At 63.9% G+C, this 26,591-nt stretch carries 25 protein-coding genes and 1 pseudogene; 8 read left to right on the top strand and 18 right to left on the bottom strand.

Annotated features, from left to right (window positions below):
• From Q2941_RS34525 to Q2941_RS34565, 9 genes are all read right to left on the bottom strand, one after another.
• Entirely contained in the window at positions 1–309 is a 309-nt protein-coding gene (locus Q2941_RS34525; protein WP_063621770.1) for an HPr family phosphocarrier protein, read from the bottom strand.
• Positions 310–343: 34 nt separating this feature from the next.
• The gene (gene dhaM, locus Q2941_RS34530; RefSeq protein WP_027526247.1) at positions 344–736 is read right to left on the bottom strand and encodes a dihydroxyacetone kinase phosphoryl donor subunit DhaM; all 393 of its coding nucleotides are present in this window, start codon (positions 734–736) and stop codon (positions 344–346) included.
• The gene (dhaL, locus tag Q2941_RS34535) at positions 733–1,356 is read right to left on the bottom strand and encodes a dihydroxyacetone kinase subunit DhaL (RefSeq protein WP_027526246.1); all 624 of its coding nucleotides are present in this window, start codon (positions 1,354–1,356) and stop codon (positions 733–735) included. The genes dhaM and dhaL overlap by 4 nt, the downstream gene beginning before the upstream one ends.
• 10 nt (positions 1,357–1,366) lie before the next feature.
• Positions 1,367–2,392 (bottom strand): ABC transporter ATP-binding protein, encoded by a 1,026-nt coding sequence (locus Q2941_RS34540; protein ID WP_027526245.1) that lies wholly within the window; start codon positions 2,390–2,392, stop codon positions 1,367–1,369.
• Positions 2,385–3,482, bottom strand: a complete 1,098-nt coding sequence (locus Q2941_RS34545; RefSeq protein ID WP_458195226.1) for an ABC transporter ATP-binding protein — start codon at positions 3,480–3,482, stop codon at positions 2,385–2,387. The genes Q2941_RS34540 and Q2941_RS34545 overlap by 8 nt, the downstream gene beginning before the upstream one ends.
• 10 nt (positions 3,483–3,492) lie before the next feature.
• Positions 3,493–3,693, bottom strand: coding sequence for a hypothetical protein (locus Q2941_RS34550; protein ID WP_458195227.1), 201 nt, complete (start codon positions 3,691–3,693; stop codon positions 3,493–3,495).
• Positions 3,690–4,652, bottom strand: a complete 963-nt coding sequence (locus tag Q2941_RS34555) for a carbohydrate ABC transporter permease (protein ID WP_254108215.1) — start codon at positions 4,650–4,652, stop codon at positions 3,690–3,692. Before Q2941_RS34555 ends, Q2941_RS34550 begins: the two co-directional genes overlap by 4 nt.
• Positions 4,649–5,623, bottom strand: a complete 975-nt coding sequence (locus Q2941_RS34560; protein WP_458195228.1) for a carbohydrate ABC transporter permease — start codon at positions 5,621–5,623, stop codon at positions 4,649–4,651. Before Q2941_RS34560 ends, Q2941_RS34555 begins: the two co-directional genes overlap by 4 nt.
• A gap of 72 nt (positions 5,624–5,695) precedes the next feature.
• A complete protein-coding gene (locus Q2941_RS34565; RefSeq protein WP_458195229.1) occupies positions 5,696–7,054 on the bottom strand; it encodes an ABC transporter substrate-binding protein in 1,359 nt (452 codons plus the stop codon).
• 528 nt (positions 7,055–7,582) lie between these two features.
• Between Q2941_RS34565 and Q2941_RS34570 the strand changes: the two genes are divergently transcribed.
• On the top strand, positions 7,583–9,256 hold the full coding sequence (locus Q2941_RS34570; protein WP_027526239.1) for a Na/Pi cotransporter family protein: 1,674 nt from the start codon (positions 7,583–7,585) through the stop codon (positions 9,254–9,256).
• A 9-nt stretch (positions 9,257–9,265) separates the two neighbouring features.
• Here the strand turns inward: Q2941_RS34570 and Q2941_RS34575 are convergent, their stop codons facing one another.
• Positions 9,266–10,702 (bottom strand): lipopolysaccharide biosynthesis protein, encoded by a 1,437-nt coding sequence (locus tag Q2941_RS34575; RefSeq protein WP_458195230.1) that lies wholly within the window; start codon positions 10,700–10,702, stop codon positions 9,266–9,268.
• A 387-nt stretch (positions 10,703–11,089) separates the two neighbouring features.
• Between Q2941_RS34575 and Q2941_RS34580 the strand changes: the two genes are divergently transcribed.
• Both Q2941_RS34580 and Q2941_RS34585 read left to right on the top strand, forming a co-directional pair.
• Entirely contained in the window at positions 11,090–12,079 is a 990-nt protein-coding gene (locus Q2941_RS34580) for a glycosyltransferase (protein WP_051390018.1), read from the top strand.
• An 11-nt stretch (positions 12,080–12,090) separates the two neighbouring features.
• Positions 12,091–13,155 carry an endo-1,4-beta-xylanase gene (locus Q2941_RS34585; protein WP_458195231.1) on the top strand — a complete coding sequence of 355 codons (1,065 nt, stop codon included), beginning with the start codon at positions 12,091–12,093 and terminating at the stop codon, positions 13,153–13,155.
• Positions 13,156–13,166: 11 nt separating this feature from the next.
• On the opposite strand, the gene Q2941_RS34590 is transcribed toward Q2941_RS34585, so the two are convergent.
• Both Q2941_RS34590 and Q2941_RS34595 read right to left on the bottom strand, forming a co-directional pair.
• Entirely contained in the window at positions 13,167–14,111 is a 945-nt protein-coding gene (locus Q2941_RS34590; RefSeq protein WP_458195232.1) for a DUF6492 family protein, read from the bottom strand.
• A gap of 121 nt (positions 14,112–14,232) precedes the next feature.
• On the bottom strand, positions 14,233–16,344 hold the full coding sequence (locus tag Q2941_RS34595) for an adenylate/guanylate cyclase domain-containing protein (RefSeq protein WP_027526235.1): 2,112 nt from the start codon (positions 16,342–16,344) through the stop codon (positions 14,233–14,235).
• 323 nt (positions 16,345–16,667) lie between these two features.
• Here Q2941_RS34595 and Q2941_RS34600 point away from each other — a divergent pair, with 323 nt between their 5' ends.
• Genes Q2941_RS34600 through Q2941_RS34615 form a run of 4 tightly spaced genes read left to right on the top strand, consistent with a single transcriptional unit; the run spans position 16,668 to position 19,237 of the window.
• Positions 16,668–16,973, top strand: a complete 306-nt coding sequence (locus Q2941_RS34600) for a BufA1 family periplasmic bufferin-type metallophore (RefSeq protein WP_027526234.1) — start codon at positions 16,668–16,670, stop codon at positions 16,971–16,973.
• A 41-nt stretch (positions 16,974–17,014) separates the two neighbouring features.
• Positions 17,015–17,932 (top strand): MNIO family bufferin maturase, encoded by a 918-nt coding sequence (gene bufB / locus Q2941_RS34605; protein ID WP_458195233.1) that lies wholly within the window; start codon positions 17,015–17,017, stop codon positions 17,930–17,932.
• Positions 17,922–18,713 carry an HvfC/BufC N-terminal domain-containing protein gene (locus Q2941_RS34610; protein WP_458195234.1) on the top strand — a complete coding sequence of 264 codons (792 nt, stop codon included), beginning with the start codon at positions 17,922–17,924 and terminating at the stop codon, positions 18,711–18,713. The genes bufB and Q2941_RS34610 overlap by 11 nt, the downstream gene beginning before the upstream one ends.
• Complete coding sequence (locus tag Q2941_RS34615; RefSeq protein WP_458195235.1) at positions 18,710–19,237, top strand: DoxX family protein; 528 nt, start codon at positions 18,710–18,712, stop codon at positions 19,235–19,237. The genes Q2941_RS34610 and Q2941_RS34615 overlap by 4 nt, the downstream gene beginning before the upstream one ends.
• Before the next feature lie 29 nt (positions 19,238–19,266).
• On the opposite strand, the gene Q2941_RS34620 is transcribed toward Q2941_RS34615, so the two are convergent.
• The 4 genes and pseudogenes from Q2941_RS34620 to Q2941_RS34635 form a co-directional block, all read right to left on the bottom strand.
• A complete protein-coding gene (locus Q2941_RS34620; protein ID WP_254108225.1) occupies positions 19,267–20,418 on the bottom strand; it encodes an ABC transporter substrate-binding protein in 1,152 nt (383 codons plus the stop codon).
• A 22-nt stretch (positions 20,419–20,440) separates the two neighbouring features.
• Positions 20,441–21,283 carry an amidohydrolase family protein gene (locus Q2941_RS34625; RefSeq protein WP_458195236.1) on the bottom strand — a complete coding sequence of 281 codons (843 nt, stop codon included), beginning with the start codon at positions 21,281–21,283 and terminating at the stop codon, positions 20,441–20,443.
• 13 nt (positions 21,284–21,296) lie between these two features.
• Positions 21,297–22,136 carry a shikimate dehydrogenase gene (locus Q2941_RS34630; RefSeq protein ID WP_254108227.1) on the bottom strand — a complete coding sequence of 280 codons (840 nt, stop codon included), beginning with the start codon at positions 22,134–22,136 and terminating at the stop codon, positions 21,297–21,299.
• Positions 22,137–22,411: 275 nt separating this feature from the next.
• Positions 22,412–22,549: pseudogene (locus tag Q2941_RS34635) on the bottom strand (IS5/IS1182 family transposase); the annotation flags it as partial.
• A gap of 169 nt (positions 22,550–22,718) precedes the next feature.
• Here Q2941_RS34635 and Q2941_RS34640 point away from each other — a divergent pair.
• On the top strand, positions 22,719–23,108 hold the full coding sequence (locus Q2941_RS34640) for a hypothetical protein (protein ID WP_027526227.1): 390 nt from the start codon (positions 22,719–22,721) through the stop codon (positions 23,106–23,108).
• A gap of 59 nt (positions 23,109–23,167) precedes the next feature.
• On the opposite strand, the gene ltrA is transcribed toward Q2941_RS34640, so the two are convergent.
• Together ltrA and Q2941_RS34650 are read right to left on the bottom strand one after the other, a co-directional pair.
• The gene (gene ltrA / locus Q2941_RS34645) at positions 23,168–24,718 is read right to left on the bottom strand and encodes a group II intron reverse transcriptase/maturase (RefSeq protein WP_458195237.1); all 1,551 of its coding nucleotides are present in this window, start codon (positions 24,716–24,718) and stop codon (positions 23,168–23,170) included.
• Positions 24,719–25,290: 572 nt separating this feature from the next.
• The gene (locus Q2941_RS34650; protein ID WP_458195238.1) at positions 25,291–26,163 is read right to left on the bottom strand and encodes a phytanoyl-CoA dioxygenase family protein; all 873 of its coding nucleotides are present in this window, start codon (positions 26,161–26,163) and stop codon (positions 25,291–25,293) included.
• Between the last annotated feature and the right edge of the window lie 428 nt (positions 26,164–26,591).

Genomic DNA, 26,591 nt, shown 5'->3' on the forward strand with positions numbered 1-26,591 from the left:
TTAAGCGGTCCCATCCGGAAAATCGGTCGCGATCAGATCGATCAGCGCGGCGACGGCAGCTTCCGCATCACTGCCCAGCGCCTTGATCTCGATGATGCTGCCGTGGGCGGCGCGCATCGCCATGATCTTGGCCACGCTCTTGGCATTGATCCACTCGGCCGCGCCGGCAACGCGGACCGATATCTGCGCCTCGAACTTCTTGGCGAGCTTGGTCAGCTTGACCGCCGGACGCGCATGCATGCCGACCGCGTGCACCAGCTGCACGTTGCCCGTGAAGATCTGTCCGTTCACATTTGAGGTTTCCAGCATCGTCATATTCCATCTTCGCTTCGCCGAACTGTTGTCAGTCGGCAGAGAGTTCCTCGGCCACGGCCCGCACCTCGGCCAGCGAGCTGCCGCCCGCGGCTTCAGTCGCCGCCATCACGGCGCCTTCGACGATCGGTGCGTTGCAGACGACAACAAGATCACGCCGCTCGGGGTCCAGCATTTCGACCGCCATTTCGCTGTTGGTCTCGGCGCCGCCGAGATCGACGAGAATCGCAACACCCTTCGGCGACCAGGCGTCATTGATGGCATCGACGATCAGGGCGACGCTGGTCCCCAGTCCGCCCTCGGGGTTGCCGCCGCAGAAGGCGACCTTGACCTCGCTGCCGACCATCTGCCGCACCATGTCGGCGGTGCCTTTGGCGATGTCCTTGGAATGCGAGACGATCACGATGCTCACGGTGTCGTTCACGGCCGCCCCTCCAGGCTCGCGCACACCGCTTGCAGAAGGACGCAGCTCGACCGTGCACCGGGATCGACATGTCCAACGCTGCGAGGCCCGAGGAACGACGCGCGTCCCTTGGTCGCCTGCATCGGCGCAGTCCGCTCGGCGGCTTCGGCGGCCGTGGTGCGAATGCGCTCGACGATGTCGGGTCGCCCGGCATCGGTCTTCAAGGCCTCCAGGACGGGAACGAGCACGTCGAGCATGGTCTTCTCGCCGGCGTGGGAGCGGCCGCGTTTGCTCACCGCGTCGACCCCGCTCGCAAAAACTTCCGCGAGATCGTCCGGCAGATGCTTGTCATGCGACAGCGCTTCACCCGCGGCAAGAAAGAAGCTGCCGTAGAGCGGCCCCGAGGCACCGCCGACGGTCATCACCAGCGTCTTGCCGATGGTCTTCAGCGCCTCGTCGAACGGCTGCGCGGAGATCGCATCGAGCTTGCCGAGCACGGCCTCGAAACCGCGCTTCATGTTCGTGCCGTGATCGCCGTCGCCGATCGCCTGATCCAGCGTCGTGAGCTCCGGCGCGCTGGCGATGACCTGTTCGGCGGCCACCTTGAGCAGCGACTTGAATGTCTCGGGTTGCAGCGACATTGAATTATCCTCAGTGAACCATGGCGTTGATGCGTTGCCCGACGCCGTCGAAGTAAAGCGGATGCTTCAGGTGCAATTCAACCTCCTGACCGACCTGGAGCGGCTGGCGCGGGTCCGCAAGCGTCACCAGCGTCTGGCCCTTGTAGTCCAGGTGTACGTGATTCTGCTCACCCAGGTGCTCGACCCGATGCACGCGGCCGATCAATCGCCCCCCATTGCGCGCGGCGATCTGCAGATGCTCGGTGCGGATGCCGATGGTCTCAGTCCCGGGTGGAAGGACTATCTCCGAAGCAAGGCGAGCCGGAAGAAGGTTGATCTGGGGCGTGCCGAGCCGTGACGCGACGTACGTACTGGACGGGCTCTCGTAGATCTCCCGCGGTGTGCCGAGCTGGAGAAGCTGGCCGTCCTTGATCACGCCGATGCGCGTGGCCATGGTCATGGCTTCCACCTGATCGTGCGTCACATAGAGTATGGTTGCACCGAGCTCGACCTGGATCCGCTTGAGCTCGAGGCGAAGCTCGGCGCGCAGCTTCGCATCCAGCGACGACAGCGGCTCGTCCATCAGGTAGATCGACGGATCCCGCACCAGGGCGCGTCCGATGGCGACCCGCTGCATCTCGCCGCCGGACAGGCGGGTGGCGCGATTGTTCAGCTTGCTGGCGATATGCAGGAGCTCCGCGGTCTGTTCGACGCGCTGGCGGATGACCGGTTCCGGAACGCGCCGCGCCGGCGAGCGCAGCGGAAACGCCAGATTGTCGTAAACCGACAGATGCGGATAGAGCGAATATTGCTGGAAGACGAACGCGATGTCGCGCGACCCCGGAGGATCGAGCGTGACGTCGCGGCCGTTGATCATGACCGAGCCCGAATCGGGTTGCTCGAGCCCGGTGATCAGCCGCAGCGTCGTGGTCTTGCCGGCGCCGCTCGGGCCGAGCAGGACGAGAAACTCGCCGTCGTTGACCGCAAGCGACAATTCGCGCACGGCCTCGACAGCACCAAAACGCTTGCTGATGTTACGCAGAATGACGTCAGCCATGGCGAGCGCCTCCCCCGTTCGCGGTGCGGATCGCAAGGCCGCTGCCGGCATCGAACAGCGCCAGCCGTTCGGAGTGGAATTCGAGACCGACCGTCTCGCCGATCCGCACCGGCGTGGCGGACGGCAGCCGAGCCGCAACGCGCCCATGCGCGGTGTCGACAGTGACGATCTGGTTGGTGCCGAGATATTCCGCGCCGAACACCTCGCCGCGAACCGGCGCAGCATCGGTGAAACGGATATGTTCCGGGCGCACGCCGAGCACCAGCGGGGCGCTGGCACGGTCCTCGCGTATCTCCGGCACGGCAATGTCGGTGTCATGGAAACTGACCGCGCGGTCGCCGCAATGCAGGCCGCCCTCAAAGCGCAGGAAGTTCATCGACGGTGAGCCGATAAAGTCGGCAACGAACATGCTCGCGGGCCGATCATAGATCTCCTGCGGCGAGCTGATCTGCTCGACGCGTCCCCTATTCATTACTGCGATCTGGTCCGCCATCGACATCGCCTCGAGCTGGTCGTGCGTCACGTAGATCGTGGTCGCGCCGATGCGATCGTGGAGATCACGGAGCTCGCCGCACATCAGATGGCGAAACTCGGCATCGAGGGCTCCGAGCGGCTCGTCCATCAGGAAGGCCTTCGGCCGCCGCACCATCGCCCGGCCGAGGGCCACGCGCTGGCGGTCACCGCCCGACAGCTTTGACGTCTTGCTCGACAACAGATGCTCGATCCGCAGCAGCCGCGCAGTTTCCTCGACGCGCTGGCGAATTTCGCGGCGGCCCATGCCCTGGCACTTCAGGGGAAAGCCGATGTTTCCTGCGACGTTCATGTGCGGATAGAGCGCGAAGAGCTGGAACACGAAGGCGATGTCGCGGGCGGATGCCCGCTCGAAAGTCACGTCCTCGCCATCGAGCAGGATCTTGCCCTCGGTCGGCAGCTCGAGGCCGGCGATCATGCGCAGCGTCGTCGTCTTACCGCAGCCGGAGGGGCCGAGCATCGCAAAGAAGTTGCCGTCATCGATGGTGAAGTTCGAGCCTTCGACGGCGGTGAACTGATCGAACGACTTGCGCAGGTTTTCGACGCGGATCTGTGCCATGTCTGCCGTCCTATTCCGGAAAATGGCTCACGATGACGTAGCCGAGCGTGCCGGCCAGGATCGTCACGAACGAATAGCTGTAGAGATCGAGCGAGAACGGCTGCACCAGCATCACGATGCCGACGCCGATCAGGATCGTCGCTCCGGTCTCCCAGGGCCCGCGCCGGAACCAGCGCGTCACGCCACCATTGGCAATCGCAGAACCGCTCATTTGCGTACAGCTCCGAAGGTGATGCCGCGCAACAGATGCTTGCGCAACAGAACGGTGAACAGGACGATCGGGACGACGAACAGCGTGGTCGCGGCAGCAACTGCCGGCCAGTCCTGTCCGCCTTCGCCGATGATGAAGGGGATGAAGGGCGGCATGGTCTGCGCTTCGCCGCTGGTGAGGAGAACCGCGAAGGCATATTCGTTCCAGGAGAAGATCAGGCAGAAGATCGCTGTTGCCGCGATGCCCGTCACCGCCTGCGGCAGCACCACCTTTCGCAGCGCCTGCAGTCGCGTGTAGCCGTCGACCAGGGCAGCCTCCTCGTATTCGCGCGGAATCTCGTCGATGAACCCCTTGAGCAGCCAGACCGCGAGCGAGACATTGACCGCCGTGTAGAGCAGGATCATTCCGAGCCTGGTGTCGGTCAGGTTGAGCTGGCGGTACATCAGATAGATCGGGATTGCGACCGCAACGGGCGGCATCATGCGCGTCGACAGGATGAAGAACAGGAGGTCGTCGGCAAGCGGAATGCGAAACCGCGAGAATGCATAGGCCGCGAGCGTGCCGAGGAAGACGGCGAGGAAGGTCGAGCCGAAGCCGATGATGAGCGAATTGACGAAGCGCGGCACGACCTTCGAGGGACCGGCGATCACCATGTCGTGCTGGCGCACGAGCTTGTCGTACCAGGTCTCCGGTGGCGGAAGCTTTGCGATGAAGTCCGGCGTCTGCCGCGTGCGCACCGTAAACAGGTTCACATAGCCCTCCAGCGTCGGCTGGAACAGCACCTTGGGCGGATAGGCAATCGCATCGCTCTGCGACTTGAACGCCGTGGCGACGATCCAGACGAGCGGCAGGATCGTGATCACTGCATAGAGGATGACCAGGCTTCCGGCCACCGCCCTTGTGCGCGGCGAGGATTCGACGATGGAGTGAGCGGTGGATTTGGCGATAGCGGCGGTCATCGTTGCTTCACCTTGTTGAGCACCTTGACGTAGATGTTGGCTGCACCGAACACGGTCACGAACAGGATGATGGCGAGCGCGGAGGAATAGCCGGTGCGCCATTTCTCGAATGCCGCGCGCTTCAGCGTGATCGAGACCAGCTCGGTGGTCGATCCCGGTCCGCCGGAGGTCAGGAGGTTGACCATGTCGAACATCTTGAAGTTCTCGATCGCACGGAACAGGACGGCGAGCATCAGGAACGGCACCGTCATCGGCAGCGTGATCGACCAGAACTGGCGCCAGGCCGAGGCACGATCGACTTCGGCAGCCTCATAGATGTAGTCGGGAATGGAGCGCAGCCCGGCGAGGCAGATCAGCATGACGTAAGGCGCCCACATCCAGGTATCGACGAGGACGATCGTCCACGGTGCCAGCGCGACCTCGCCGGTCATGCTGAACGAGCTCGGCGGCACGCCGGTGAACAGGCTGATCAGGTAATTGAACGGTCCGATCTGCGGCTGGAACAGCAGGGTCCAGAAGTTGCCGACGACCGCAGGCGACAGCATCATCGGCAGCAAGATCATCGTGGTCCAGAAGCTGTGACCGCGAAACTGGCGGTTGATGAGCAGCGCGAGCCCAAATCCGATGACCACCTGCAACGCCACCGACGAGATCACGAATTGCGCCGTGGTCTGGAGCCTGATCCAGACATCCTCGTCGGTTAAGATGTCGGTGAAATTGTCCAGCCCGACGAACCGCAGCGGCAGATAGGACATGCTGAGGTTGAGGCTCGTGAAGGAGAGTCTGATCATCCAGACCAGCGGAAAGATGTTGATCGCGAGCAGAAGCGCGATCGTCGGCGCGACGAACAGCCAGGCGATGGCCCGGTCCGACAGGCCGCGGACGCGCCGCGTGGCACGAGATTTGGCGGGCTCGCTCACGCCGGGGATCGTAACATGTTCGGGTTGCAAAATGGTCGTCATCTTGTCCATCGGCTGGCTGGTTCGGCCTCCCCGGGGACACGTCCCCGGGGAAACCAGTGAGGTCGATGCGGGCAGTCTCGTTTATTGCGAGGCGACCTGCTTGCCCTGCTCCTTGAAGACCTTGGTCCAGTCCTTCACCAGGAGATCGAGCGCCTGCTGCGCCGTTCCCTTGTCGGCGACGACGTAGTCATGCACGCGCTTCTGCATGTCGAGGAGCAGCTGGGCGTAGGACGGCTCGGCCCAGAAGTCCTTTACGATCGCCATCGACTCCAGGAACTGCGGAGCAAACGGCGCGCTCGCGGGGAAGTCAGGCGCGTTGACGACGGCCTTCAGCGCCGAGTAGCCGCCGAGCTGCCACCACTTCTGCTGCACGGTCGGCTGCGCGAACCACTTGATGTAGGCGAGCGCATCTTCCTTGTGGTCAGATGTCGCGACGACCGAGATGCCCTGCCCACCGAGCTGGGTGAAGTGTCCGTTCGGACCGGCCGGATTGACGAAGAAGCCGATCTTGTCGCCGCCGACGTTCGGGTCCTTGTAGAGCCCGGGGAAGAAGGCGAACCAGTTCATCTGCATCGCCACCTGGCCGGACTTGAAGGCGTCGAGACCTTCCTGCATGTAGGCGTTGGTCAGGCCCGGCGCGGTGCAGCACTTGTAGAGCTCCTTGTAGAACTCGAGTCCCTTGGCGGCATCCGCCGAATTGACGAAGCCCTGCATCTGGTACGGCTTCTTTGGGTTCTCATAGTTGAAGCCGTAATTGTAGAGCGCGTTGGTCACGCCCATCGTGATGCCTTCGGAGCCGCGCTCGGTGAAGATGAAGGCTCCGTAGACCTTCTTGCCGTCGATCTCGCGGCCCTGGAAGAACGCGGCGATCTCCTTCAGCTCGTCAAAGGTCTTGGGCGGCGCGAGATCGCGGCCATACTTGGCCTTGAAGGCCGACTGAATGTCGGGACGCGAGAACCAGTCCTTGCGATAGGTCCAGCCCACCGCATCGGCCATCGCCGGCAGTGCCCAGTAGTTCGGCGAGTTCTTCGGCCACTGCGAATAGCCGACGACGGTCGCCTGGACGAAATCGTCCATCGAGATCTTCTCCTTGTCGAAGAAGTCGTTGAGCTTGACGTACCACTTGTTCTCGGCGGCACCGCCGATCCACTGGCTGTCGCCGATGATCAGGTCGCAGAGCTTGCCGTGCGAGTTGAGCTCGTTCAGGAAGCGATCGGCATAGCTCGTCCAGGGGACGAACTCGTATTTCATCTCGATGCCGGATTGCTTGGTGAAGTCCTTGCCGAGTTCGACCAGGGCGTTGGCCGGATCCCATGCCGCCCAGCACAGCGTGAGCTGCTTCTCTTCCGCCGCGGCTTCACCGCCGCCCGCGGCCACCAGCGCGGCGGCCCCGAGGACCGCAGACGTCACTGCACCACCTAGCCATTTGAGTCTTCGCATGTCCGTTTCCTCTCTATCGTTGAACCACCGAACCCGCCCGGCGCGCGCCTTTTCCGGAGCAACGCCAAGACCCTGAAACCGAGTTGATGAGCGATGAGATGATGGAGAACGAGACGGACCGCGCCCGGAAACGGGTCCGGACGGGTTGGGCTCCTCCCACACATCAGCTCGATGCGCGATGTTTATTTTTTTATAGTACTAAACCTATTACTAAATTCTCGAAGCCGTCAAGCTGGTTTCTGGCGCGCCCGGAAAAAAGCTCGTCCGCGGCCGCATTCGCCGGAAGCCTGCTGCAAAGCAGCACAAGCGCCGTGATTTCGGTGAATTTGCTTCTCGCCATTGAACGCAGACCGCGCCAATCACCGCGACGCCAACGCGATCGAAGCCAAGCGAAGTTGTTTAGCAAACTGTTTTACTGAACGTTCAATGCCGCGTAGTTCCCACGCTGTGTCGTCAACTGCCTTCACTTCGGCAACTGCGCTACAGTCAGAGGGGGCTGGCTGATCGTCGTTCACTTCGGGAGCCCGCATGTCCACGGCAATCTCGGTACTCGGCGGCGTCGGTCTTTTCTTGCTCGGCATGACCGTGATGACGGAAGGCCTGAAGGCGCTGGCCGGCTCCGCCCTGCGCACCGTGCTCGGCAAGGCCGCTGCGACGCCGCTTCACGGCTCCTTCTGGGGCGCCGTCGTCACGCTCCTGGTGCAGTCGTCGAGTGCAACGACGATGACGACGATCGGCCTCGTCAGCGCGGGCCTGCTGACGTTCCAGCAAGGCTTGGGATTGGTGTTCGGCGCCAATATCGGCACCACGGGCACCGGCTGGCTGGTCGCGCTCATTGGCGTCCGTGTCTCGCTTACCGCCGCGGCACTGCCGATGATCTTCGCTGGCGCGTTGACCAAGCTTCTGGCGCGCGGGCGAATATCCGGCGCAGGCGCAGCGCTCGCCGGATTCGGGCTCGTGCTTTTCGGGCTGACGACCTTGCAGCAGGGCATGGGCGGGCTCGCCGAACGATTGCACCCGGCGGACCTTCCTGCCGTTCTCGCGGGTCCCGACGGGCGGTGGTGGTCGGGCCTGCTCGGCGTGCTGGTGCTCGTCGTGATCGGACTGGTGATGACCGCCCTGATGCAGTCGTCAACGGCCGCCGTCGCGGTGACCTTGTCCGGTCACTTCGCCGGTGCGATCGGGCTGGACCAGGCTTGTGCGCTGATCATCGGCCAGAATATCGGAACGGCGACGAGCTCCGCCCTCGCCGCGATTGGCGCGAGCATCACCGCCAAGCGGCTGGCCATTGCCTATGTTCTTTTCAAGCTGATCGCCGCCGTCATCGCGCTCGTGCTCTTTCCTGTCACCATCCCACTGCTCGTGCGCGCCTCGAACAGCATCGATGGCGTCACGCTGCTGGCCGGATATCACACCGCGTACAATGTCGTCGGCGTGGTGGTCCTGCTGCCGCTGATCAACCAGTTCACACGTCTGGTCGAGCGTATCCTGCCCGAGCGCGGCTCGCCGCTCACGCGGTGTCTCGATCCCTCGGCGCTCGTGACCCCAATCGTGGCCGTCGAAGCGGTACGCCGAACGATCGCGCGCGTGCTCGTAACGGTCTGCGCCTGGGTCGAGGCGGCACTGGCTGGCCGAGCTGCACCAGTCCGTCTCGGGAGAGCCGCCGTATCGCTGCAGGACGCCGCCGACGCCCTGCGACAGGCACAGATATTTTTGTCGGAGGTGGCCGGACCGCCTGACACCGAGGACGAGCAACGGAGTCTGACCAGCACACTGCACGCACTCGACCATGCGTCTCGGCTGACGGACGTGGCGAATGGCGGAATCAATTTCGCTTCAGTGAGGGATGGACCGGAGGACGTCCGTGCAGGAGAACTCTGCGCCGAAGTGATGCGAAGCGCAGCTGCGCTCGCCCGCGGCGTGGCCGCACCATCGCAGCCGGTCGTGCCAGTCCCGCATGGCGTCGACGCCATGGCCGGTCCGCGCGCGATCCAGACCGACGAAGCCATCGCCGAGCTCGAGCGTTGCACGACGGAACTTGGCGAAGTGCTGCGCCGCCACCGCAGCGCGACACTCGGCGCAGTCGCCAATGCAACGCTCACCACCGACACCGCACTCGTTCGCGTCGAAACGGTCCGCAGCCTCCAGGTGCTGTCGCATCATGCCTGGCGCTCCGCGGCGCATCTCGTCGGTCGCGGCTAGTCGTATCGGCTAGACGCCGAGAGCCTTCCGGTTGAAGTTTCGCAACAGCCGCAGCGTCAGCGTTCTGGCGTTCGCGACATTGAGCAGCCAGGCTGCGCCGGCATAAGCAACGCCGCCGGCCAAGCTTACCACGATCAGCGACAACAGGCCGGTGCCGTTGACCTGGGAGCGGGCCACGAGGATCGCCGCCGCCATGATCGCGGCCGAGGCGCCTACGCCCGCGAGCCGGCCCGGATCGAACGGCAGCACATAGGCGCGGCGCATCAGGACGACCGCGGCCACGAAGCCGATGGCTTCGGTCGCGAACGTTGCCAGCGCTGCGCCATACAGCCCGAAGCCCGAAATCAGCGCGAACATCAGCGCGATGCTCAGCACCAGCGTGAGGAACGACTGCGCGGCAAGGATGAAGGGCCGCTCGGCGAGCTGGAAGCTGATCTGGACATAGAACTGATTGGCGATGCCGAGCACCCGCGCGACGACCAGCATCGGCAGCAGCGCCGACACGCCGGCGCGGAAGTCGACGCCGACGAGCGTTCCGGCGACCTGGTCCGCAGCGAGCGCGAGCCAGATCGCGACCGGCATGATCACGACGAGCAGGAGCTCGAGGCTTTCGTTGAGTCGTTCACGGGTCGCGGCATGGCCCTCCTGGCTCAACGTCCGGAACACGATGGGCACGGTGGCCGCAGCGACGCTCGAGGCCAGCATCACCAGAAACTGCCGCGGCAGATCGGCGGCAACGCCGAAAATTCCGGCGGCATCCTTGCCGAGAAGATAGGCGACGATCAGCCGGTCGCTGGTCGAATAGAGCGCGACCGAGAGGCCGCCGATGGTCAGCGGCAAGCCGTAGCGGGCGAGTTGCGTGAGCTGGCTCTTCTGCCAGGGCGCGATCCTGGTCTGGTCGCCCGCGAGATTGAGAACGATGCCGGTCAGCGAGCCGAGCCCGAACGCCGCGAGCAGACCCAGCCCGCCCCAACCCAAATAGATCGCGAGCAGCCCGAAGCCGACGCTCGCCAGGCTGCGCACGATCGCAATTGCCGCGAACCTGTACGGGCGCAATTTGGCGCGCTCGAATTCCTGACCGACATCGACCGCATTCGCGGTGATGGCAACGAACACGCTGGCGAGCAGCAACTCGAAGCTGACGTCGCGATGGAAGAGGAACGTCAGCGGCGCCGTGGCGCAGAGAGCGGAGACGGTCAGCGCGAAGGCAACCATCGCCGTGCCGCGAAAATCCACCTCCGGCGACATCGCCTGGTAGCGCGAGACCGACAGCTTGATCCAGGCGAAGAAGATCGCGCCCAGGATGCTGGCGATGCTGAGGCCTACGACGTAGACGCCATATTCCGCCGGGCTCAGGAGCCGCGTGTAGGTCGTGATCGCGAAAAAGCCGACGGCCGCCGGCAGGATGTAGGCCGCGAGATAGATGGAGAAATGGCGATTCAGCATGCGAGCACGGGAGCGTGACTGTTCCAGCCAATTAACGCTTCGTTAATCAGTCGGACCTTGGTTGGGCTATGTTGACGACTGCGCCGCAGCATGTCCGAGAATACTCACATAAACGGGCTAATCGGACCGGCGAATTCCCCGTTAGGCTCTATTTCGTACGTTAGCGTTAAATTTGCGGTTGCCTTGAACTCGTAGGCTCGATCACCCAATAGAAACAGTGGTTTCGAGCGTCGCCGATCGTCGCCAGGTGTGGATCCGACTGACATGGAAGTTGTTGAACGTGCTCGGGCCGATGTGTGCCTCTCCGAGGCTGGCCGCAGGGGAGCCGGCCAGAGCAAGAGTGCAGCGTTGCCCCCGATACAGCCGGAAATCGCGCGCGGCGAGCGGATGGTGCTCAACCTCTTCTTCGAGGAGAGGGACGATCGCTGGTTTCGCGGCGACCGGCATCTGCGGCCGCTACTCAGGCGCCTCTTGTTCGGCAAGCCGTGGATCAGCGGGCAGGAACGCGTGTTCCTCAATCTGTGCGCAGGGCTCGACAGGCTCGGCATCCGCTATCGCGTCAACGACTATCGCCACATTCGCAAGCACCCCGAGGAACTCGCCTGCATCATCGGGCGGCCTTTCGTGCTCGATCGCATCGCGTGGAAGAATCCGATCCTGCTCGGCGTTGCCATGTACAATCACCCGATCGACGATCCGGACCTGTTGAAGCGCGCGCCGATCAAGCACATCGTGGTGCCCTGCCAGTGGTATGTCGAGATGTGCCGGCCGGGCTGGCCGAATGTCGAGGCCTGGCCGGTCGGCATCGACACCGATGTCTGGACGTCGCTGCCTGCTGAACAAAAGAGCGTCGACGTGCTGCTCTACGACAAGGTCCGCTGGGAGCACGACCGCTACGAGACCGAACTGATCGAGCCGATCCGCGCGCATCTGAAGGCGAGCGGTCTTTCCTTCGAGGAGGTTCGCTACGGCAGCTACAAGGAGGACGACTACAAGGCCGCGCTCGCGCGCTGCCGGACCATGATCTTCCTCTGCGAGCACGAGAGCCAGGGCATCGCCTGCCAGCAGGCACTCGCGAGCAACGTTCCCGTCCTCGCCTGGGAGCGCGGCGGCGCGTGGCAGGACCCCGGCTATTTTCCGCACAAGGTCCGCTTTGAAGGCGGCGTCACCTCGGTGCCCTATTGGGACGAGCGCTGCGGCATGAAGTTCGCCAACGCGGAAGGTTTCAAGTCGCGCTGGGCGGAGTTCTGGGCACACAGCGAAGCCGGCGACTTCAAGCCCCGCGATTACGTCCTCGACAATCTCACGCTCGAGAAAGGGGCGCTGCACTACTACGAGATCGCACAAGCCGTGATGCAGCGTCTATCGGCGCGTTAGGACTACGCGGCATGGCGAGCCTCGACAGACGCGAATTTCTTCTGGGCGCGACAGCGGCGATCGCGGCTCGCTCCACGGCCGGCGCCCAGACCTCAAGGCAGCTCAGCCGCCGCCCCGGCTATGGCGCCGCGGCCACGTTGTGGGATTTGCAGGCCGACCCGCGGCTCGGCGAGGCCATCAGCACGTATTGCACGCAGGTCGTTCCGGTCCTCGAACTGAAATGGCCGATGCTGCGGCCGGATCCGCACACCTTCGCGTTCGAGCGCGCCGATGCGATCCTGGATTTCGCGCGGCAAAATGACCTGACCATGCGCGGCCACGCGCTCGCCTGGTACCACGACATCCCGGACTGGACGAAGCAGATCAAGGAGACGAAGGCGGCCGAGCGGGCCTTCGTCGATCACATCTCGACCGTCGTCGCCTACTACAAGGACAAGTTGACCTCGTGGGACGTCGTCAACGAGCCGATCCCCGACAATCCGCGCAAGATCACCGATCGGCGCGACTGCTACTGGTCGGGCATGCTGGGCGAGCGTTGGATTCCCCTCGCCTTCCGCACCGCCTCGGCCGCCGATCCGTTCGTGAAGCTCGCGATCAACGAGTACGACATCGAGTCCGCCAAGGACAGTTTCATCGCCAAGCGCGCGGCCTACCGCAACCTGATCCAGGACCTGCTCGATCAGGGCGTTCCGCTGCATGCGGTCGGATTGCAGTCGCATCTGCATGCCGAGCTCGAGATCGACAAGGACGGGCTTGCCGCCTTCGTCGCCGAGATGCGCTCGTGGGGGCTCGAGATCCTCGTCACCGAGCTCGACGTCGACGACCAAAAACTACCCGGCGATCCGGCGCAGCGCGACGCCATCGTGGCGAAGCGCGTGGACGACCTCTTGACGGCGATCACCGCGAGCGGCCCGCTCAATTCGATCCTGAGCTGGGGCATCTCGGATCGCTACAGCTGGATCAACGGGACGTTCAAGCGACCCGACAAGCAGCCGAACCGGCCGCTGCCGCTCGACGGCAACTTTCAGCCGAAGCCGCTGATGGACGTGATGGGCAAATTCCTGAAGCCCGCCTGAGCGGCGACCGGCTATCGCGCCATTTTCGGCGCTTCGATCCCTGCGCCATCACCGACGTGATCGCCGGGCGCAAGGCTCGGCGCGCGTGAGCGCAGGCGGAAGACGTCGCGGATGTCCTCGATCGAGGTCGACGAGTAGGACTGGATGCACAGCGCGACCTGCCGGGGCGAAGCGGCGCCCATCATCGCTTCGATCGCCGCGCGATCGAGCCGGCTGTCATCCCAATGCGACACCGCGATGCTGTCTTCGGTGATCTCATGCGCCGCCAGATGCTTTGGCGAACTGGCGACGAAATGGCCGTAGAGCAGGTATTCGGAGAATTTCTTGCGGCGGCACAGCGCCAGAATCCAGTTCGTTCCCGTCGCCGACTTGATCGCGTCGGTCATCGCCTGCACGGAATCCTTATCCCAGACCAGCGCATTGCCGACATAGTCGTCCGCCGGGAAGGGCGTATCGGGCATGCCGAGCAGTTGATCGACGGTGCGGAGCCAAAGGCAGTGCAACGGCGTCTCGGCGCCGATCGCACCGCGCGTAACGAACAGCGGTGCCTTCGCGGAGCCCGCATATCGGCCGACGTCGAACTCGCGGAAGAACAGATTGTCGGAATCCAGGATGCAGACGCGCTGCTCGGACGCGCCAAGCACGCCCGCGATCTTGACGATCTGCTGGATGTGCCAGCCATGCACCGGAGAGGACAACAGCGAGAGCCAGACCTTCCGGTTGCCCCGCTGGAGGAACGACGGCGCGGCAAACAACCATCGCGGCAGATAACGCGACACCGGCACGATGACGCGCTTGTCGGAGGCGAACTGCGCGAATAGCGGAACGTCCTCGTCGTTAACGACGACGTAGTGCCTGGTGTATCCCGTTAACCACGTGTCGATGCTCTCGGCGAGCAGCGAGAAGCGCTCGATATCCTTGGCGTAGCTGGCTGTCAGCAGTGCAACAGAATGCATGAACGCGCTCAGGCCGGGTTGTCAGGGGGCATCGCGGGTCAACTTAGCGGGGCCGCCTACGGCGGGGAACTCACATTCCAAATCAAGGTAAAGCCCCGCTGTATCCCGGGGACACCGAGGGCTATTTCGAGTTCAGCGTGGCGACTGGGCGCCACGCCTGATCCGGACCCGACCGCAGCAACTGCTGGCAACGCTCCAGCATCAGTTCCGCGGGACGATCGCGCAGCCGTTCCCCGAGCACCGCTTCGAAATCGGCGGCAGCGCCGGCGAAATCGCGCGCGCGGTATTTGGAGAGCCCCTGCTCGTAGCGCGCAATCCAGCTCGCCGCCTGACGCTCCGCGTCGGCCTCTCCCGTCAGCCCTACCAGTTCATGCACCGCGAGCCCTTCCTCGCGCCCATAGACGGCGATGCTGTCGATCTCGCGGGTCACGACGTCTCCTCGCGCGAGGCGCGCCGTCGTCTCGCCGATCAGGATCTGCGTCAGGTAATGCTTGTTGGCACTCTCCAGGCGGCTTGCGACGTTCACGGCGTCGCCGATGACGGTGTAGTTGAGGCGCAGTTCGGAGCCGATATTGCCGACCAGCATGAGGCCGGAATTGATTCCGATGCGGATCTGGAGGGGATGGCCGAGATCGTCGATGAGACCGGAGGACTCGATCGCGCGGCGGCAGGCGAGCGCGGCCCGGCAGCACAGCAGCGCGTGATCCACCTGCGGCTGGGGCGCGCCCCAGAACGCCATCACGGCATCGCCGATAAACTTGTCGATGGTCCCGCCGTGAGCGACGATGATCTCGGAGGCAAGATCGAGATAGCTTGACAGCAGCGGCACGACGCGGTCGCCCATGCGTTCAGAGAGTCGTGTGAAGCCGGCAACGTCGATGAACATCACGGTCAGCTCCTGAATGGAGCCGCCGGGTTTTGCTTCGACACCCTGGCGCAGGAGCGAGCGGACGAGATCGGCCGGAATGAACTTGCGGAAGGCGGACAGGCCCGCGGCCATCTCGGCGATTGCGCCCGACAGGCTCGCAATCTCCTTCAGCCGCGAGGGATGCCGCCGAACCTGCTCCAACGCAAAGCTTTCGACGTGGCGGAGCTCGCCCACGACGCGGGATAGGGGCGCTGCGATCACCGACCGCGCCAGCACGGCCGACGCGAGCGCCGCCAGCACCGCTCCCACCGCGAGACCGACGATGAGGCGTCGCAACGTCGTCTCGACGGGACCCAGAAACTCCGCCTCGGGAATCACGGTCGCAAGTCGCCAGCCTGGAAACGGCAGCGGCGTGAGCGCGACTTCATAGGCCGCGCCGCCGGCGGCGAGTCGGCTTCGCCATGCATCCTTCCCGCCTTCCTCGCTGGCTTTCGCCAGCGCCGTCCGCGCCAACGGCAGCAGCGGCTGCTCGCCATGCACGGGATGCAGTTCGTCGGCGTCCTTGTCGGGCGCGGCGACCAGTTCGCCGCTGCCGTCGAAGATGAAGGCAGTGCCTGTGCGGCCGACCTCGAGCTGCGCCAGGAACCTCGCAAGCCGGGTGTATTCGATGACGATGGCAAGAACGCCCTGGCGTTCCTGGTAGACGTCGATCGGCCCGGCAAAGGCGATCGACGGCCGCTCGCCGATCGGGTAGTCGGTCACCTTGAACCATTGCGGCTGCTCCGCGGCCATGCCGGTCTTGAACCAGTCGCGCTCGGCGACGCGAAAATCGGTCGGCTCGAAGCGGCGATGCGTGAACTCGATGTCGCCCGGCACCACCTCATACTCGTCGACCCGCCGCTGGCCGGGATGATCGGTCAGCGAAATCTCCATCATCTCCAGATGGCGGTCGCCGAGCTTGTGGGCGGCGAAGAACGAGCCGTCGGGCCAGCCGAACGCCGCCCAGGAGATCGTCGCCTGCGACTGCAATTGGGACAGGAACACGAATTCGCGCTTGTCCGCCTCGCGGGTGTCGAGCACGTTTTGCAGGAACAGCGTGCGAATGGCGGTATGGGCGGCGCGCGCCTCATCCACGATCGCCGACACTTCCTTGCGAACGGCGGCCACGATCTGTTCGTTGATGGTGCTGGCGAGCTGCCGGCTGGTCGCTTCCGCCGTGCGCCACCACAACAGGCTCGAGAGCGCGGCGGTGAGAAGGATTGCGGTCAGCACCAGCGCCGACACCGCGAGACGAATGCTGACGGTGAGCCGGTTGAGGGCCGACAGGGACGTCGGTCGACGATATCGTCCAGGATTCGCGATCATCCTTGGTTCTGCCCTCGAGCCATGCGCGGCGCATTGCGCCGGCTGATATCGACATACGCAGGGCCTGCGCCGTCCGTTACGTCTCGCAAATGTCTCGGCACCCGGCCAATGCCCGCCGGCTAATGTGGCGATAGGAACAAGGCATTGGATTTGCCCCGCCGCTTCCTCGCTAATCGCGTCCCAAGCGTACGACGTCGTGCGCGATATCGAAACGGTTTCACGGACTCGTGAGCGGCGTTGCCCGTAACAACGGAGGCCGCCGCGACGAATGAAGTCATGCACCTTCGCTTGCCAAGCGGAGCAACCCTCGAGAGGAGAATTTCATGTCTGCCAAGACCCTAGTCAGCTCGCTCATGCTCGCCGGCGCGGTCTCGACCGCGCTCGCGACGCTCGCCGCGGCCGCACCACTCACCAAGGCGGAGGCCGATGCTGCCGTCGCCGCCAAGAAGGAGAAGTGTTTTGGCGTTGCACTGAAAGGCCAGAACGATTGCGCCGCGGGACCGGGCACGACCTGTCAGGGCACGTCGACGGCCGACTTCCAAGGCAATGCCTGGAAATTCGTCCAGGGCGGCACCTGCGCCAATATCGAGCTGCCGAACGGCAAGCACGGCTCGCTCAAGCCGATCTGAGGCAGCCAGCTCATCATGACAACAGAGAGCGGAGGAGCATCATGACCATTGCGATCAGGCTAGATGCGCCTGCGACCATGCCTCTCCGCTTTTCGCCGCCGATCGGCGGGCTCGCCGGCACCAGCTTCAAGCACGAGCATCTCGCCGCGATCCTTGCCGAAGGGCCGCAGCGCGGCTTCTTCGAAGTCCATGCCGAGAACTACATGGGCGCCGGCGGCGCTCCTCATCGCGCGCTCGAGGCCATGCGCCGCGATCATCCGTTGTCGCTGCATGGCGTGTGCATGTCGATCGGTGGCCCGCGAGCGCTCGACCGGACACACCTTGCGCGCTTTCGCGGCCTCGTCGCGCGCTACCAGCCGGCGCTGGTGTCGGAGCATCTCGCCTGGTCGACGCATGAGACCGGCTTTTTCAACGATCTTTTGCCCCTGCCCTACACCGCGGCGACGCTTCAGCACGTCTGCGATCACATCGACGAGGTGCAGGAGACGATCCGGCGGCCCATCCTCCTGGAAAATCCGTCGACCTATGTCGCCTTTGCCACCTCAACGATGAGCGAGACGGATTTCATTCGCAGCGTGGCGGACCGCACAGGGTGCGGCCTGCTGCTCGACATCAATAACGTGTTCGTCACCGCCACCAATCACGGCTTCGCGGCGCTCGAATATCTGGCCGACTTCCCATTGTCGCGGGTCGGCGAGATCCACCTTGCCGGGCACGTGGAGCAGAGTGACGACGAGGGTGATCCGCTGCTGATCGACAGCCATGACGGCCCGGTCGCGGATGCCGTGTGGAAGCTGTTCGAAATCGTCATCCAGCGCCGCGGTCCGGTTCCGACACTGATCGAGTGGGACAGCAGCATTCCCGACTGGCCGGTCCTCAAAGCCGAAGCCGCGCGGGCGCAGGCGATCCTGGATCGTGCCCACGCCGCCGCAGTTTCGGATGATCGTCATGCCGCCTGAGCCCTCCACATCTTACGCAGCCGCCATCGCTCCTGCGCTGCTCGATCCGACGCGCGCTGTGCCGACCGTCGTCATCGGACCGAACGGCAAGGCGACCGAGAAACGCCTCGGCGTCTACCGCAACAACGTCACGGTCAGCCTGATCGAGGCGCTCGCGGCGATCTATGCGGCCGTGCTGCGTATCACGGGCAACGACTTCTTCCGTGCCATGGCGCGCTTCTACATCCGCAGCAGCCCGCCACGATCGCCGCTGCTGTTCGAATATGGCCGCGACTTTCCGGCGTTCATCAAACGCTACGAATACGCGCAGTCTTTGCCCTGGCTCGCCGATGTCGCGCGCGTCGAACGCGCCTGGCTCGATGCCTATCATGCCGCCGATGCGGTGCCGCTTGCGCCGCACGCTCTGGCGAGGATCGCGCCGGAACGGCTTGCCAGCCTCGTCTTTGCCGCGCATCCGGCAACGCGGCTGGTGCGCTCGCCCTATTCAGCCGTCACGATCTTTGCCGCCAACCGCAGTGCGGAGCCCGTCGGCCGCATCGATGCGTCAACGCCCGAGGACGCATTGATCACGCGACCGGATGTCGAGGTCGTGGTGCGGCAGCTCCCGCCGGGTGGCGCGATCTTCATCTCGTGCCTGATGGCGGGATGTCCGCTCGGCGAAGCCGCAGCTATGGCGCTCAAGCAGGCGCCCACATTCGATATTGCCGCGAATATCGCCGGTCTGATCGAGGCCGGTGCATTCACCTCTATCGCGCCAGCGACTTTCGGAGACGGACGATGATCACGAACCAAGATATTGCAGCGGGGAACACTCTGCCTTCTCTCGGACATCTCGCCTGCAAGGCCGATCATCTGGTGCAGGCGATCGCATCGCCCTCTCTCGTCCAGCTCGTCTTGCGCGTCGCGCTGGCGGTGCCGTTCTGGCGCTCGGGCATCCTCAAATGGGGCGGCTTTCTGAGGCTCAACGACACGGCCGTGACGCTGTTCAGCGATGAGTTCATGCTGCACCTGCCGGGCGGGCCCTATCATTTCCCGGCGCCGACGGTGATGGCCTTCCTGTCTGGATCTGGCGAGATCCTGCTTCCGATCCTGCTCGTGCTCGGCCTCGGCACCCGGTTCGCAGCGCTCGGCCTCCTGTTCATGACCGTGATCGTCGAGCTCACGGTGCCGGACGGATGGCCGGTGCACATCACCTGGGCTGCGATGGCCCTCGCAATCATGGCGTACGGACCTGGGCCGATTTCGCTGGATCATCTGGTGAGCCGCGCAGTTCGGGTGACCAAGACCGCGCACTCAGGGGAGTAACGGCAAGGACGCAAAACGCGTCAGCCCCTTCACTCCCTCCCGCCCTTCAACTTCGGCAGCGTCTCAACGATCTTCTGCTTGCCGTCGACGATCTCGGCGAGGAAGCTCGCGCGGTCGATGTCGCCATTCTGGTCCCAGCTCGCTTCCATCAGCATGCCAGGCGCCTTGTCCGGCGTCAGCGTCAGGCCTTTCATGGCCGCACCGAAAGCCTTGCTGTCGAATTTGCCAATCTTTTCGGTAACGTACTTGACGAGATAGACCGCCGTATAGCCCTTGATGCCGTTGTGGTCGGGCCAGTATTTGTAGCGCGCGCTGAATTTCCTGGCGAAGTCCTGGATCGCAGGCACCGGCGCATCGGCGGAAAGGCCGACATGGCCGCGCACGCCGTTGGCGGCGGGGCCGGCGAGCTCGACGACCTTCTGGCTGAGCAGCGTGGTCTCGCCGAACAGCGGCGTCGACAGGCCCTGCCGCCTTGCCTCGATCAGAAAGCGCGCGCTCTCCTCCTCGTTGGTGTAGACGAACACGGCATCGGCCTTGGCGCTCTTCAGCTTGATGACGTCGGAGCCGAAATCGACTTGGCCCTGCTCGGTCGAGATATCGGCCGCGATGTCGATGTTGCGCGCCTTCATCTCCTTCAGAAAATTGTCGTGGCCGCCCTTGCCGAAATCATTGTTGACCCAGACCAGCGCGACCGTCTTCACCTTGAGCTTGTCGTGCAGATAGTTGGCGATCTTCGGCATGGAGAACTGCTGGCCGAAGGCGGTGCGGAAGACGAACGGATTGCCCTGCGTGGTGATGTCGGCGGCTTCGGCGCCGACGATCTGCGGAATCTCGGCCGCCTGGGTCAGCGCCATGTTGACCTTGACCGAGCCGGAGTAGATCGGGCCGAGCACCACATACGGGTCCTTGTCCAAAACCTTCTGCACCTGGGCGCGAGAGACGCCGGGATTGCTCTGGGTGTCGAGATGCTCGGTTTCGATCTTGCGGCCCAGAATGCCGCCGGAGGCGTTGATCTCGTCGATCGCAAGCGCAACGCCGTCGCGCCAGTTGGTGCCGGAGACCGCGCCGGGGCCGGACAGCTCGACGACATCTGGGATGTAGACCGTCGTCTGCGCCTGCGCGAGGCCCGCCCACAGCGACGCAGCAGCGACGATGCCACCCCATTTTCCCAAGGCCTTCATGACGTCCTCCCTCTATTTCTCGTTATGCTGATTGATCTGGGTCGAAGCCGAGCAGCCTTGTCGGCGTTCGCCACAACAGGCTGTGCTGATCGGCCGGATCGGGAAACAGCCGGCTCAGCACCGCGAGCAGCGGCCCGTAATCCAGCCGCTCCTGGGCACGCAGGAACGGATAGTCCGAGCCCCAGACGCAGCGATCGAGCGTGAAGGCGTCGACCAGCGCTGCGATGAACGGCCAGGCGTCTTCGTAAGGATGCGGCCGCTGCGAGAATTTGTAGTAGCCCGACAGCTTGATGTGCGCATCGCGCGTGCGGCCGATCGCCAGCAACGCCTGGAAGGCCTTGCCGTTCAGGCCCTGCTCGACCGGCGGCCGCCCGCAATGATCAATCACCAGCTTGACGTTCGATTTTTCGATCAGCGGCAGCAAAGCGAGCAGTTGATCCTGCTCGACCTGGATCTGGAGGAACAGGCCAAGATCGGTCAGCTTCGTCAGCAGCGGCGCGGTGTTGCGATAGTATTCGGCGCCGTGGAACGGGACGTTGAAGGCAACGCCGATCACGCCGGCCGCCCTCAGGCGCTCGAGCTCCCTCACATCGACGTCGTTCTCGACGACCGCGACGCCCCTGAAGCGGCCTTTCCCTTGCGCGAGCGTGTCGAGCAGGATGCGGCTGTCGCTGCCATAGCCGGTGTTGGTGGCGACGACGAGCGCGTGCCTGACGTCGAAGACGTCGAACACGCTGAGAAGCTGCGCGGCCGGCGCGATCTCCTGCCCGCTCGGCCGATAGGGCGTTGTGGACACGTACGGAAACCGCGCGGGATCAATGGCGTGGATGTGGCAATCGATCTTGGGACACGCCGGGATGGTCATGGCGGAAAAACTTCTAGAAGGTCGCTTCGATGGCCTTGATGAGATCGGGCGTCACGTCGGGCATGACGCCGAACCAGGCCTTGAAGGCGATCCGTGCCTGGTTGAGCAGCAGGCCGAGCCCGTTCACGGTCTTGCAGCCGCGCGTGCGGGCCTCAGCCAGGAACCGCGTCTCGAGCGGCGTGTAGATGAGATCGGCAACCAGGGTCGACGGCTTCAGCCGCGACAGGTCGATCTCGAGTGCATCCTTGCCGACCATGCCGCGATCGGTGCAGTTGACGACCAGCGCCTTGTCGGCGACCGCAGCGCTGCGGTCCGCCCAGGCGACGGTGCGGACATTTGCGCCGAACTCTTTCGCCAAGGCTTCCGCCTTGTCCGCCGTGCGGTTGGCGATCAGGATCTCGCGCGCGCCGTTTTCGAGCAGCGCCACGACCACCGCACGTGAGGCTCCACCGGCGCCGAGCAGCAGAATCGGTCCCTCGTCGGCACGCCAGTCCTCACGCGCATCGCGCAGGCTCTGCACAAAACCGTTGCCATCATTGTTGAAGCCTGAGAGCGTGCCGTCCTCTTCGACGACGATGGTGTTGACGGCACCGATGCGGCGCGCGGTGTCGTTGACGCGGGCGAGCAGCGCCATCGCCGTCTGCTTGTGAGGCATGGTGACGTTGCAGCCGCGGAAGCCGAGCGCGACGAGACCCGGCAGCGCGTCCTTCAGCCGCTCGGGCTGAACCGCGAGCGGCACATAGACGCCGCGGATGCCGTGGGCATTCAGCCAATAATTGTGAATCACCGGCGAGCGCGAATGCGCGACCGGCATTCCGATGATACCGGCGAGTCCAAAGCCGTTTGCGGACATGCTTTCGATCCATCCTCCGTTGGCGCGATACGCGCTCTCCGCGCATCGGCCGGCCCTTGCCGGCGCGAAGAGCGGCCGGCGGATCTCTGTTCTTGGTCAACTGTACAAGACTATTAGGCGGAACGCCAATCGCAGGCAATCTGAATCTCGGGCCCAAAGCCCGGCCGCGTATCGCGCATATTGTGAGATACGGGCGAGCGCCGGCTCTAGCCGTCCCTCGGCAGGCCCTGAGCAATGCCGTGGAAGCGCTAGGACGCGGAGTCATTAAGACACAGCTACAGCCGGATTGAAGCAAGCTGTACGAACGCGAGGTAATTTACGGCGAGCCTGTCATAGCGTGTCGCCACACGCCGACATTGTTTGATCCTGTTGAAGAACCGCTCGACCCGGTTGCGGGCGCGGTGGAGATACGGACGACATTGGTCGGATCGAAATCCTGCACAGGCTGCCGCCCACACTGGTATGTCGCCTCCTCGGCGCCGAGCTTTTTGGGCTATCATGCTGGGGCGGAGCGGATTGCTTCGCGCTGTGTGTTTTTTTGTCAGGACCGGTGCACAACGGCGCCGCGCCGGGAGACTACCCATGGCAAACTCAAAAGCGATCGCTGGTCTAATCGGCCCGTCTCTGATCGCGCTTGCGGCCGCGTTGCTCATCAATCTGGGCTCGATGTCGGCACTGGTCGAGGCAGTCTCGCGCGATCCGGCGGTCGTGCTGGTCTCAGGGGTCGTTTCCTTCGTGGCCGGGCTCGCTGTCGTGCGCGTGCACAATCACTGGGCCGCAGACTGGGCGGTTCTTGTCACGATCTTCGGCTGGCTTCTGCTGATCGGCGGCCTGGTTCGCATGCTGTTTCCGATCTGGCTCGCTGGAATGGCTGCGACCCTCAGCCTCAGCACGGGGCTTATTGTGGGAGAGGCCGTCGTGTTTCTCGTGATCGGGGCTTTCCTGTCTTACAAGGCCTACATGAACGGCTGAGGAAGGCAGCGATCGGGCAGCCGACCAAGTTCGCCTTGCTGCGCGCTCGCCCGTGGCCGCTATCGAGGTGCTGGAGAAATGGGCAGCCTTGCCGGCCCGGGCAGAAGCGTCGAGGATGGTAGAGTCGAGATGTGGCGCGGTGGCTTTAGGCTGCACATATCTGTTTCCGCCTCTTTCGTCTGGCGGTGCCTTAGTGGTGCAGCCGTGACTCCGTTTCCACATCCCGCTCGTCGAACCGGACAGGCAGATCTCCCGCATCCGGCTCTCGGACAAGACCTCACGCCTTCACCCACGGAAGGTCGCGCCCAAGCGCGGTTAGACGTACGAGCCCGAAGTGCCCGTAGAGGTGCGAGAGTGGATAGGTCCCGCCCCCTGCGTCGCCTGACCTTGTGCTTGCTGCGTAACCACCGGCGCAACCGCACGGCGGTGTAGTTGTCGATCGCCCGATACGCTTTGATGACGGTGCCCACATTGAAGTAGTTCGCCCATCCGCGCAGCGTGAGGTTCAACTTCGCCACCAGCTCTGTGGTGTCTTGCCCTAACCCGGTTCGAGCCGTCAGCGCATGAATGGTCTCCACCATGCGCTTGATGCTTTTCTTCGATGGCCGGTACCCCAGGCGCGCCTGGCCGGTTCTCGCTGAGTACATCCGCCCGAACGAGTAGTCCAGGAAGTCGAGCTCTCCTTCCGGCACCTTACAGATTCGTGTCTTCTCCTCGTTGACCGTCAGCTTCAGCTTTCCCATGATCACGCGCAGTTGTCGCAAGGCTTCTTCAGCTTTGCCCCGCCTGCACAGGATTACGAGGTCATCGGCATAGGTCACGATGCGAGAGCCGAGGCTTCGCTCCAACCCGAGCATCTTCCATCCCAGCACAAACCGGCGCATGTAGAGGTTCGCCAGCAGTGGTGAGATCGGTGAGCCTTGCGGGATGCCGCGCCGCTTGTCCCGGGCCTCCGTCGTCCGTTTCTTCCTTCCTCGATCGTCGGTTTCTTCCACGGGACATTCCAGCCACATCTTGATCAGATGCAGCACGCGCCGATCAACAATCCGGCGCGCCACCGACTTGAGAAGGTCGGCATGCGGAATGCTTCCGAAGTAGTCCGCGAGGTCGGCGTCTACGACTTCCGGGTGGCCTCGAAACAGCTGCGCTTCCACCTCGACCACCGCCTGTTGGGCATTTCGCCCGGGGCGGTAGGCATATTGCTCTGGTGGAAGATCGGCCTCAAAGATCGGTTCCAGCACCAGCATTGCTGCTGTCATGCAGACTCGATCGCGCAAGGTTGAGATGCCCAATGGCCTGAGTTTGCCATTGGCCTTCGGTATGTACACTCGTCTGATAGGGTCCGGTCGATACGTCTCCTGCCTGAGCGCAAGCGCCAGTTCGCCAAGCCATCGCTGCACCCCGTACACTTCGATGTCCGCGAAGTCCTGGCCGTCCACACCCGGTGCGCCCTTGTTGGAGCGGCATTGAGCATAGGCATGGGCCAAGATGTCTTCCCGGCTAATCTTGTCGTACAGAGCGTAAAAGCGGTAGCCGGCTTCTGCCTTCGCTTTCGCGTGCAACGCCGTCTGCAGTTTCTGAACACTCTTCGGAGTTGATAGGTTGCCCAATCCCCAGGTCCCTCACTACGTCTTGCGTTCGTCTTGAACTGAGGCCCCTTCCCTCCCCCGGCGTTACCCGGCTTCACCGGTACTGCGAACCTCTCCGCATCCCCACGGCGCCCGGCCTGTCCCTCGCGGGCGTCCGGTTGGTCATCCCTGACCACGTCGTGGGGCCTCCCGTGTTGCATACGCTTTCCTTGTGTACATGCTGTCGCCACTACCCCGGCGCAGCGACTGGAGGTACTGCTTCGCTCACTTCCTCCAGCCGTGTCAGCCTTCCCCGAAAGGGTCGTCGGGTCGGCCTGCGCATCGTCCTTTTCGAGGCTTGCTCGGCGTTCACTCGCATTACGGCCTGCACACTCGCGCTGTCACCAATTCGTGACACGCTAATCGAAGGCTTCAGCCACTTCGTTACCTCCATGACTGCTCCGATTGCTTCCGGCTGGAGCGTTTGCCGGGTGGGGCTTGCACCCACCGGAAAGCGCCGCCTTGTCACGGCGCACACCCGAGGCGGACCTCGCCCTTCGCTCCGGTACTGGTGCGAAATTGAAGAAGTTCGCACCAGTGGGAAAGTCAGCCTCTCAGCGATTCATTTGGCCGCCGGCCGACGTTTCGGGTCCGGTCGGACCTGGGTCGTTAAGCCCCTCTCCCTGAAGAACCTGCCGGATCGCAATCTCGACCGGCGAGTAATCACCGTTCTCGCGGTCGAGCCGGACAGGGTCCTGCGGATGCGGATGCAGCGGCGGCTGCGCCATGAACCGCGGTGTCGTCCCCTGATGCCGTTGCCCGGCGTGGACGAGGAAGGGATGGCACAGGTAGACATCGCCGGCCTCGCCGGTCGCCAGCGCTTCGGGCCGGTCGGCACCCATCTGGTCCAGCATCATATCTTCATGTGACATCCCCGCCTCGCCGGCCGTCGCAAGGTGGCGCGCCATGTCGATGTGCGATCCCACCCGTATGCACGTCGGGGCGTCGTGCGGGCCGACGTCGGAGAACAGGAACAGCATCAACAGGGTGCGGCCGCGCGACCTCACGTTCGCGCGCCGCTCGTTCGGATCGCCGCCATCGGGGGAAAAGCTTGTATCAATGTGCCAGCCGTCGTCGCCGGGCGCATCCGGATGCGGGAAGCGCACCACAAACGTGCCCCCGAAGCCCAGCGACCCCAGGCGCCAGCGACCCTTGCCGGCGATTTGGTCGAACGCGGCGTGCAGCACCGGTGTGCGTTCGGCCTTCAGGAACGGCGGGTCCTTGTAGCCGGAAAGCCGGATCACCGGCTTTGTCCATGTCCCCGGATCGTGAGGATCGCAGCCGGTATCGCGCCACAGGATGGCGCGGGCTTCATCGGCAAGTTCGCGCGGAAAGGCTCGGTCGATGCGGACGAATCCGTCGCGAACGAATCGCTGTATCTGATCGTCGCTGAGCGCGCGCATCTCATCAGCAGGCATGAAGATCATCCTCATATCGCTCTAGGCTGGTCACCTATCGCTGCGCGATGCAACGTTGGTGCGACCTATTGGTCCAGTAATGTAAGATGGGACGGCTAGGCGGCTGCCCAGCACGCTCTCGTCTTCCGCCCGCTCGAAGCAGGCGCCGTTAACGGCTCAGGAAGAAGACCGAAGCGATATCGGATGCGCGGATCATCATGATAATTCAGCTTGGCACAGATAGGGTGAAGGATCAATGCACGACTTGAGGCCGACAATAGGTGCAAGACCAAAGATCAAGAGTCCGCATCTGGCCCATCGCGACACTTGCTGCGGTTGTACAAAGGCGGTCGGTGTCGGGGCGAACCGGACATCGACGAAGATTTATGATGGGGTGGACGCCCCGCCCGACGGCATCGATGTGCCAAAGTGGACGTGTTGAGCACCACTTAAGGGAG

It is taken from the genome of Bradyrhizobium sp. UFLA05-153, assembly GCF_054185185.1.

What these genes read in the sequence shown, in the direction of transcription:
- Q2941_RS34550 (WP_458195227.1), bottom strand. Translation starts at nt 3,693, where the DNA reads ATGAGCGGTTCTGCGATTGCCAATGGTGGCGTGACGCGCTGGTTCCGG.
- bufB (WP_458195233.1), top strand. Translation starts at nt 17,015, where the DNA reads ATGACCATTGCGATCAGGCTAGATGCGCCTGCGACCATGCCTCTCCGC.
- Q2941_RS34565 (WP_458195229.1), bottom strand. Translation starts at nt 7,054, where the DNA reads ATGCGAAGACTCAAATGGCTAGGTGGTGCAGTGACGTCTGCGGTCCTC.
- Q2941_RS34625 (WP_458195236.1), bottom strand. Translation starts at nt 21,283, where the DNA reads ATGACCATCCCGGCGTGTCCCAAGATCGATTGCCACATCCACGCCATT.
- Q2941_RS34640 (WP_027526227.1), top strand. Translation starts at nt 22,719, where the DNA reads ATGGCAAACTCAAAAGCGATCGCTGGTCTAATCGGCCCGTCTCTGATC.
- Q2941_RS34595 (WP_027526235.1), bottom strand. Translation starts at nt 16,344, where the DNA reads ATGATCGCGAATCCTGGACGATATCGTCGACCGACGTCCCTGTCGGCC.
- dhaL (WP_027526246.1), bottom strand. Translation starts at nt 1,356, where the DNA reads ATGTCGCTGCAACCCGAGACATTCAAGTCGCTGCTCAAGGTGGCCGCC.
- Q2941_RS34570 (WP_027526239.1), top strand. Translation starts at nt 7,583, where the DNA reads ATGTCCACGGCAATCTCGGTACTCGGCGGCGTCGGTCTTTTCTTGCTC.
- Q2941_RS34610 (WP_458195234.1), top strand. Translation starts at nt 17,922, where the DNA reads ATGCCGCCTGAGCCCTCCACATCTTACGCAGCCGCCATCGCTCCTGCG.
- Q2941_RS34555 (WP_254108215.1), bottom strand. Translation starts at nt 4,652, where the DNA reads ATGACCGCCGCTATCGCCAAATCCACCGCTCACTCCATCGTCGAATCC.
- Q2941_RS34560 (WP_458195228.1), bottom strand. Translation starts at nt 5,623, where the DNA reads ATGGACAAGATGACGACCATTTTGCAACCCGAACATGTTACGATCCCC.
- Q2941_RS34630 (WP_254108227.1), bottom strand. Translation starts at nt 22,136, where the DNA reads ATGTCCGCAAACGGCTTTGGACTCGCCGGTATCATCGGAATGCCGGTC.
- Q2941_RS34590 (WP_458195232.1), bottom strand. Translation starts at nt 14,111, where the DNA reads ATGCATTCTGTTGCACTGCTGACAGCCAGCTACGCCAAGGATATCGAG.
- Q2941_RS34575 (WP_458195230.1), bottom strand. Translation starts at nt 10,702, where the DNA reads ATGCTGAATCGCCATTTCTCCATCTATCTCGCGGCCTACATCCTGCCG.
- Q2941_RS34540 (WP_027526245.1), bottom strand. Translation starts at nt 2,392, where the DNA reads ATGGCTGACGTCATTCTGCGTAACATCAGCAAGCGTTTTGGTGCTGTC.
- Q2941_RS34615 (WP_458195235.1), top strand. Translation starts at nt 18,710, where the DNA reads ATGATCACGAACCAAGATATTGCAGCGGGGAACACTCTGCCTTCTCTC.
- Q2941_RS34650 (WP_458195238.1), bottom strand. Translation starts at nt 26,163, where the DNA reads ATGATCTTCATGCCTGCTGATGAGATGCGCGCGCTCAGCGACGATCAG.
- Q2941_RS34585 (WP_458195231.1), top strand. Translation starts at nt 12,091, where the DNA reads ATGGCGAGCCTCGACAGACGCGAATTTCTTCTGGGCGCGACAGCGGCG.
- Q2941_RS34600 (WP_027526234.1), top strand. Translation starts at nt 16,668, where the DNA reads ATGTCTGCCAAGACCCTAGTCAGCTCGCTCATGCTCGCCGGCGCGGTC.
- Q2941_RS34580 (WP_051390018.1), top strand. Translation starts at nt 11,090, where the DNA reads ATGGTGCTCAACCTCTTCTTCGAGGAGAGGGACGATCGCTGGTTTCGC.
- Q2941_RS34620 (WP_254108225.1), bottom strand. Translation starts at nt 20,418, where the DNA reads ATGAAGGCCTTGGGAAAATGGGGTGGCATCGTCGCTGCTGCGTCGCTG.
- Q2941_RS34545 (WP_458195226.1), bottom strand. Translation starts at nt 3,482, where the DNA reads ATGGCACAGATCCGCGTCGAAAACCTGCGCAAGTCGTTCGATCAGTTC.
- Q2941_RS34525 (WP_063621770.1), bottom strand. Translation starts at nt 309, where the DNA reads ATGCTGGAAACCTCAAATGTGAACGGACAGATCTTCACGGGCAACGTG.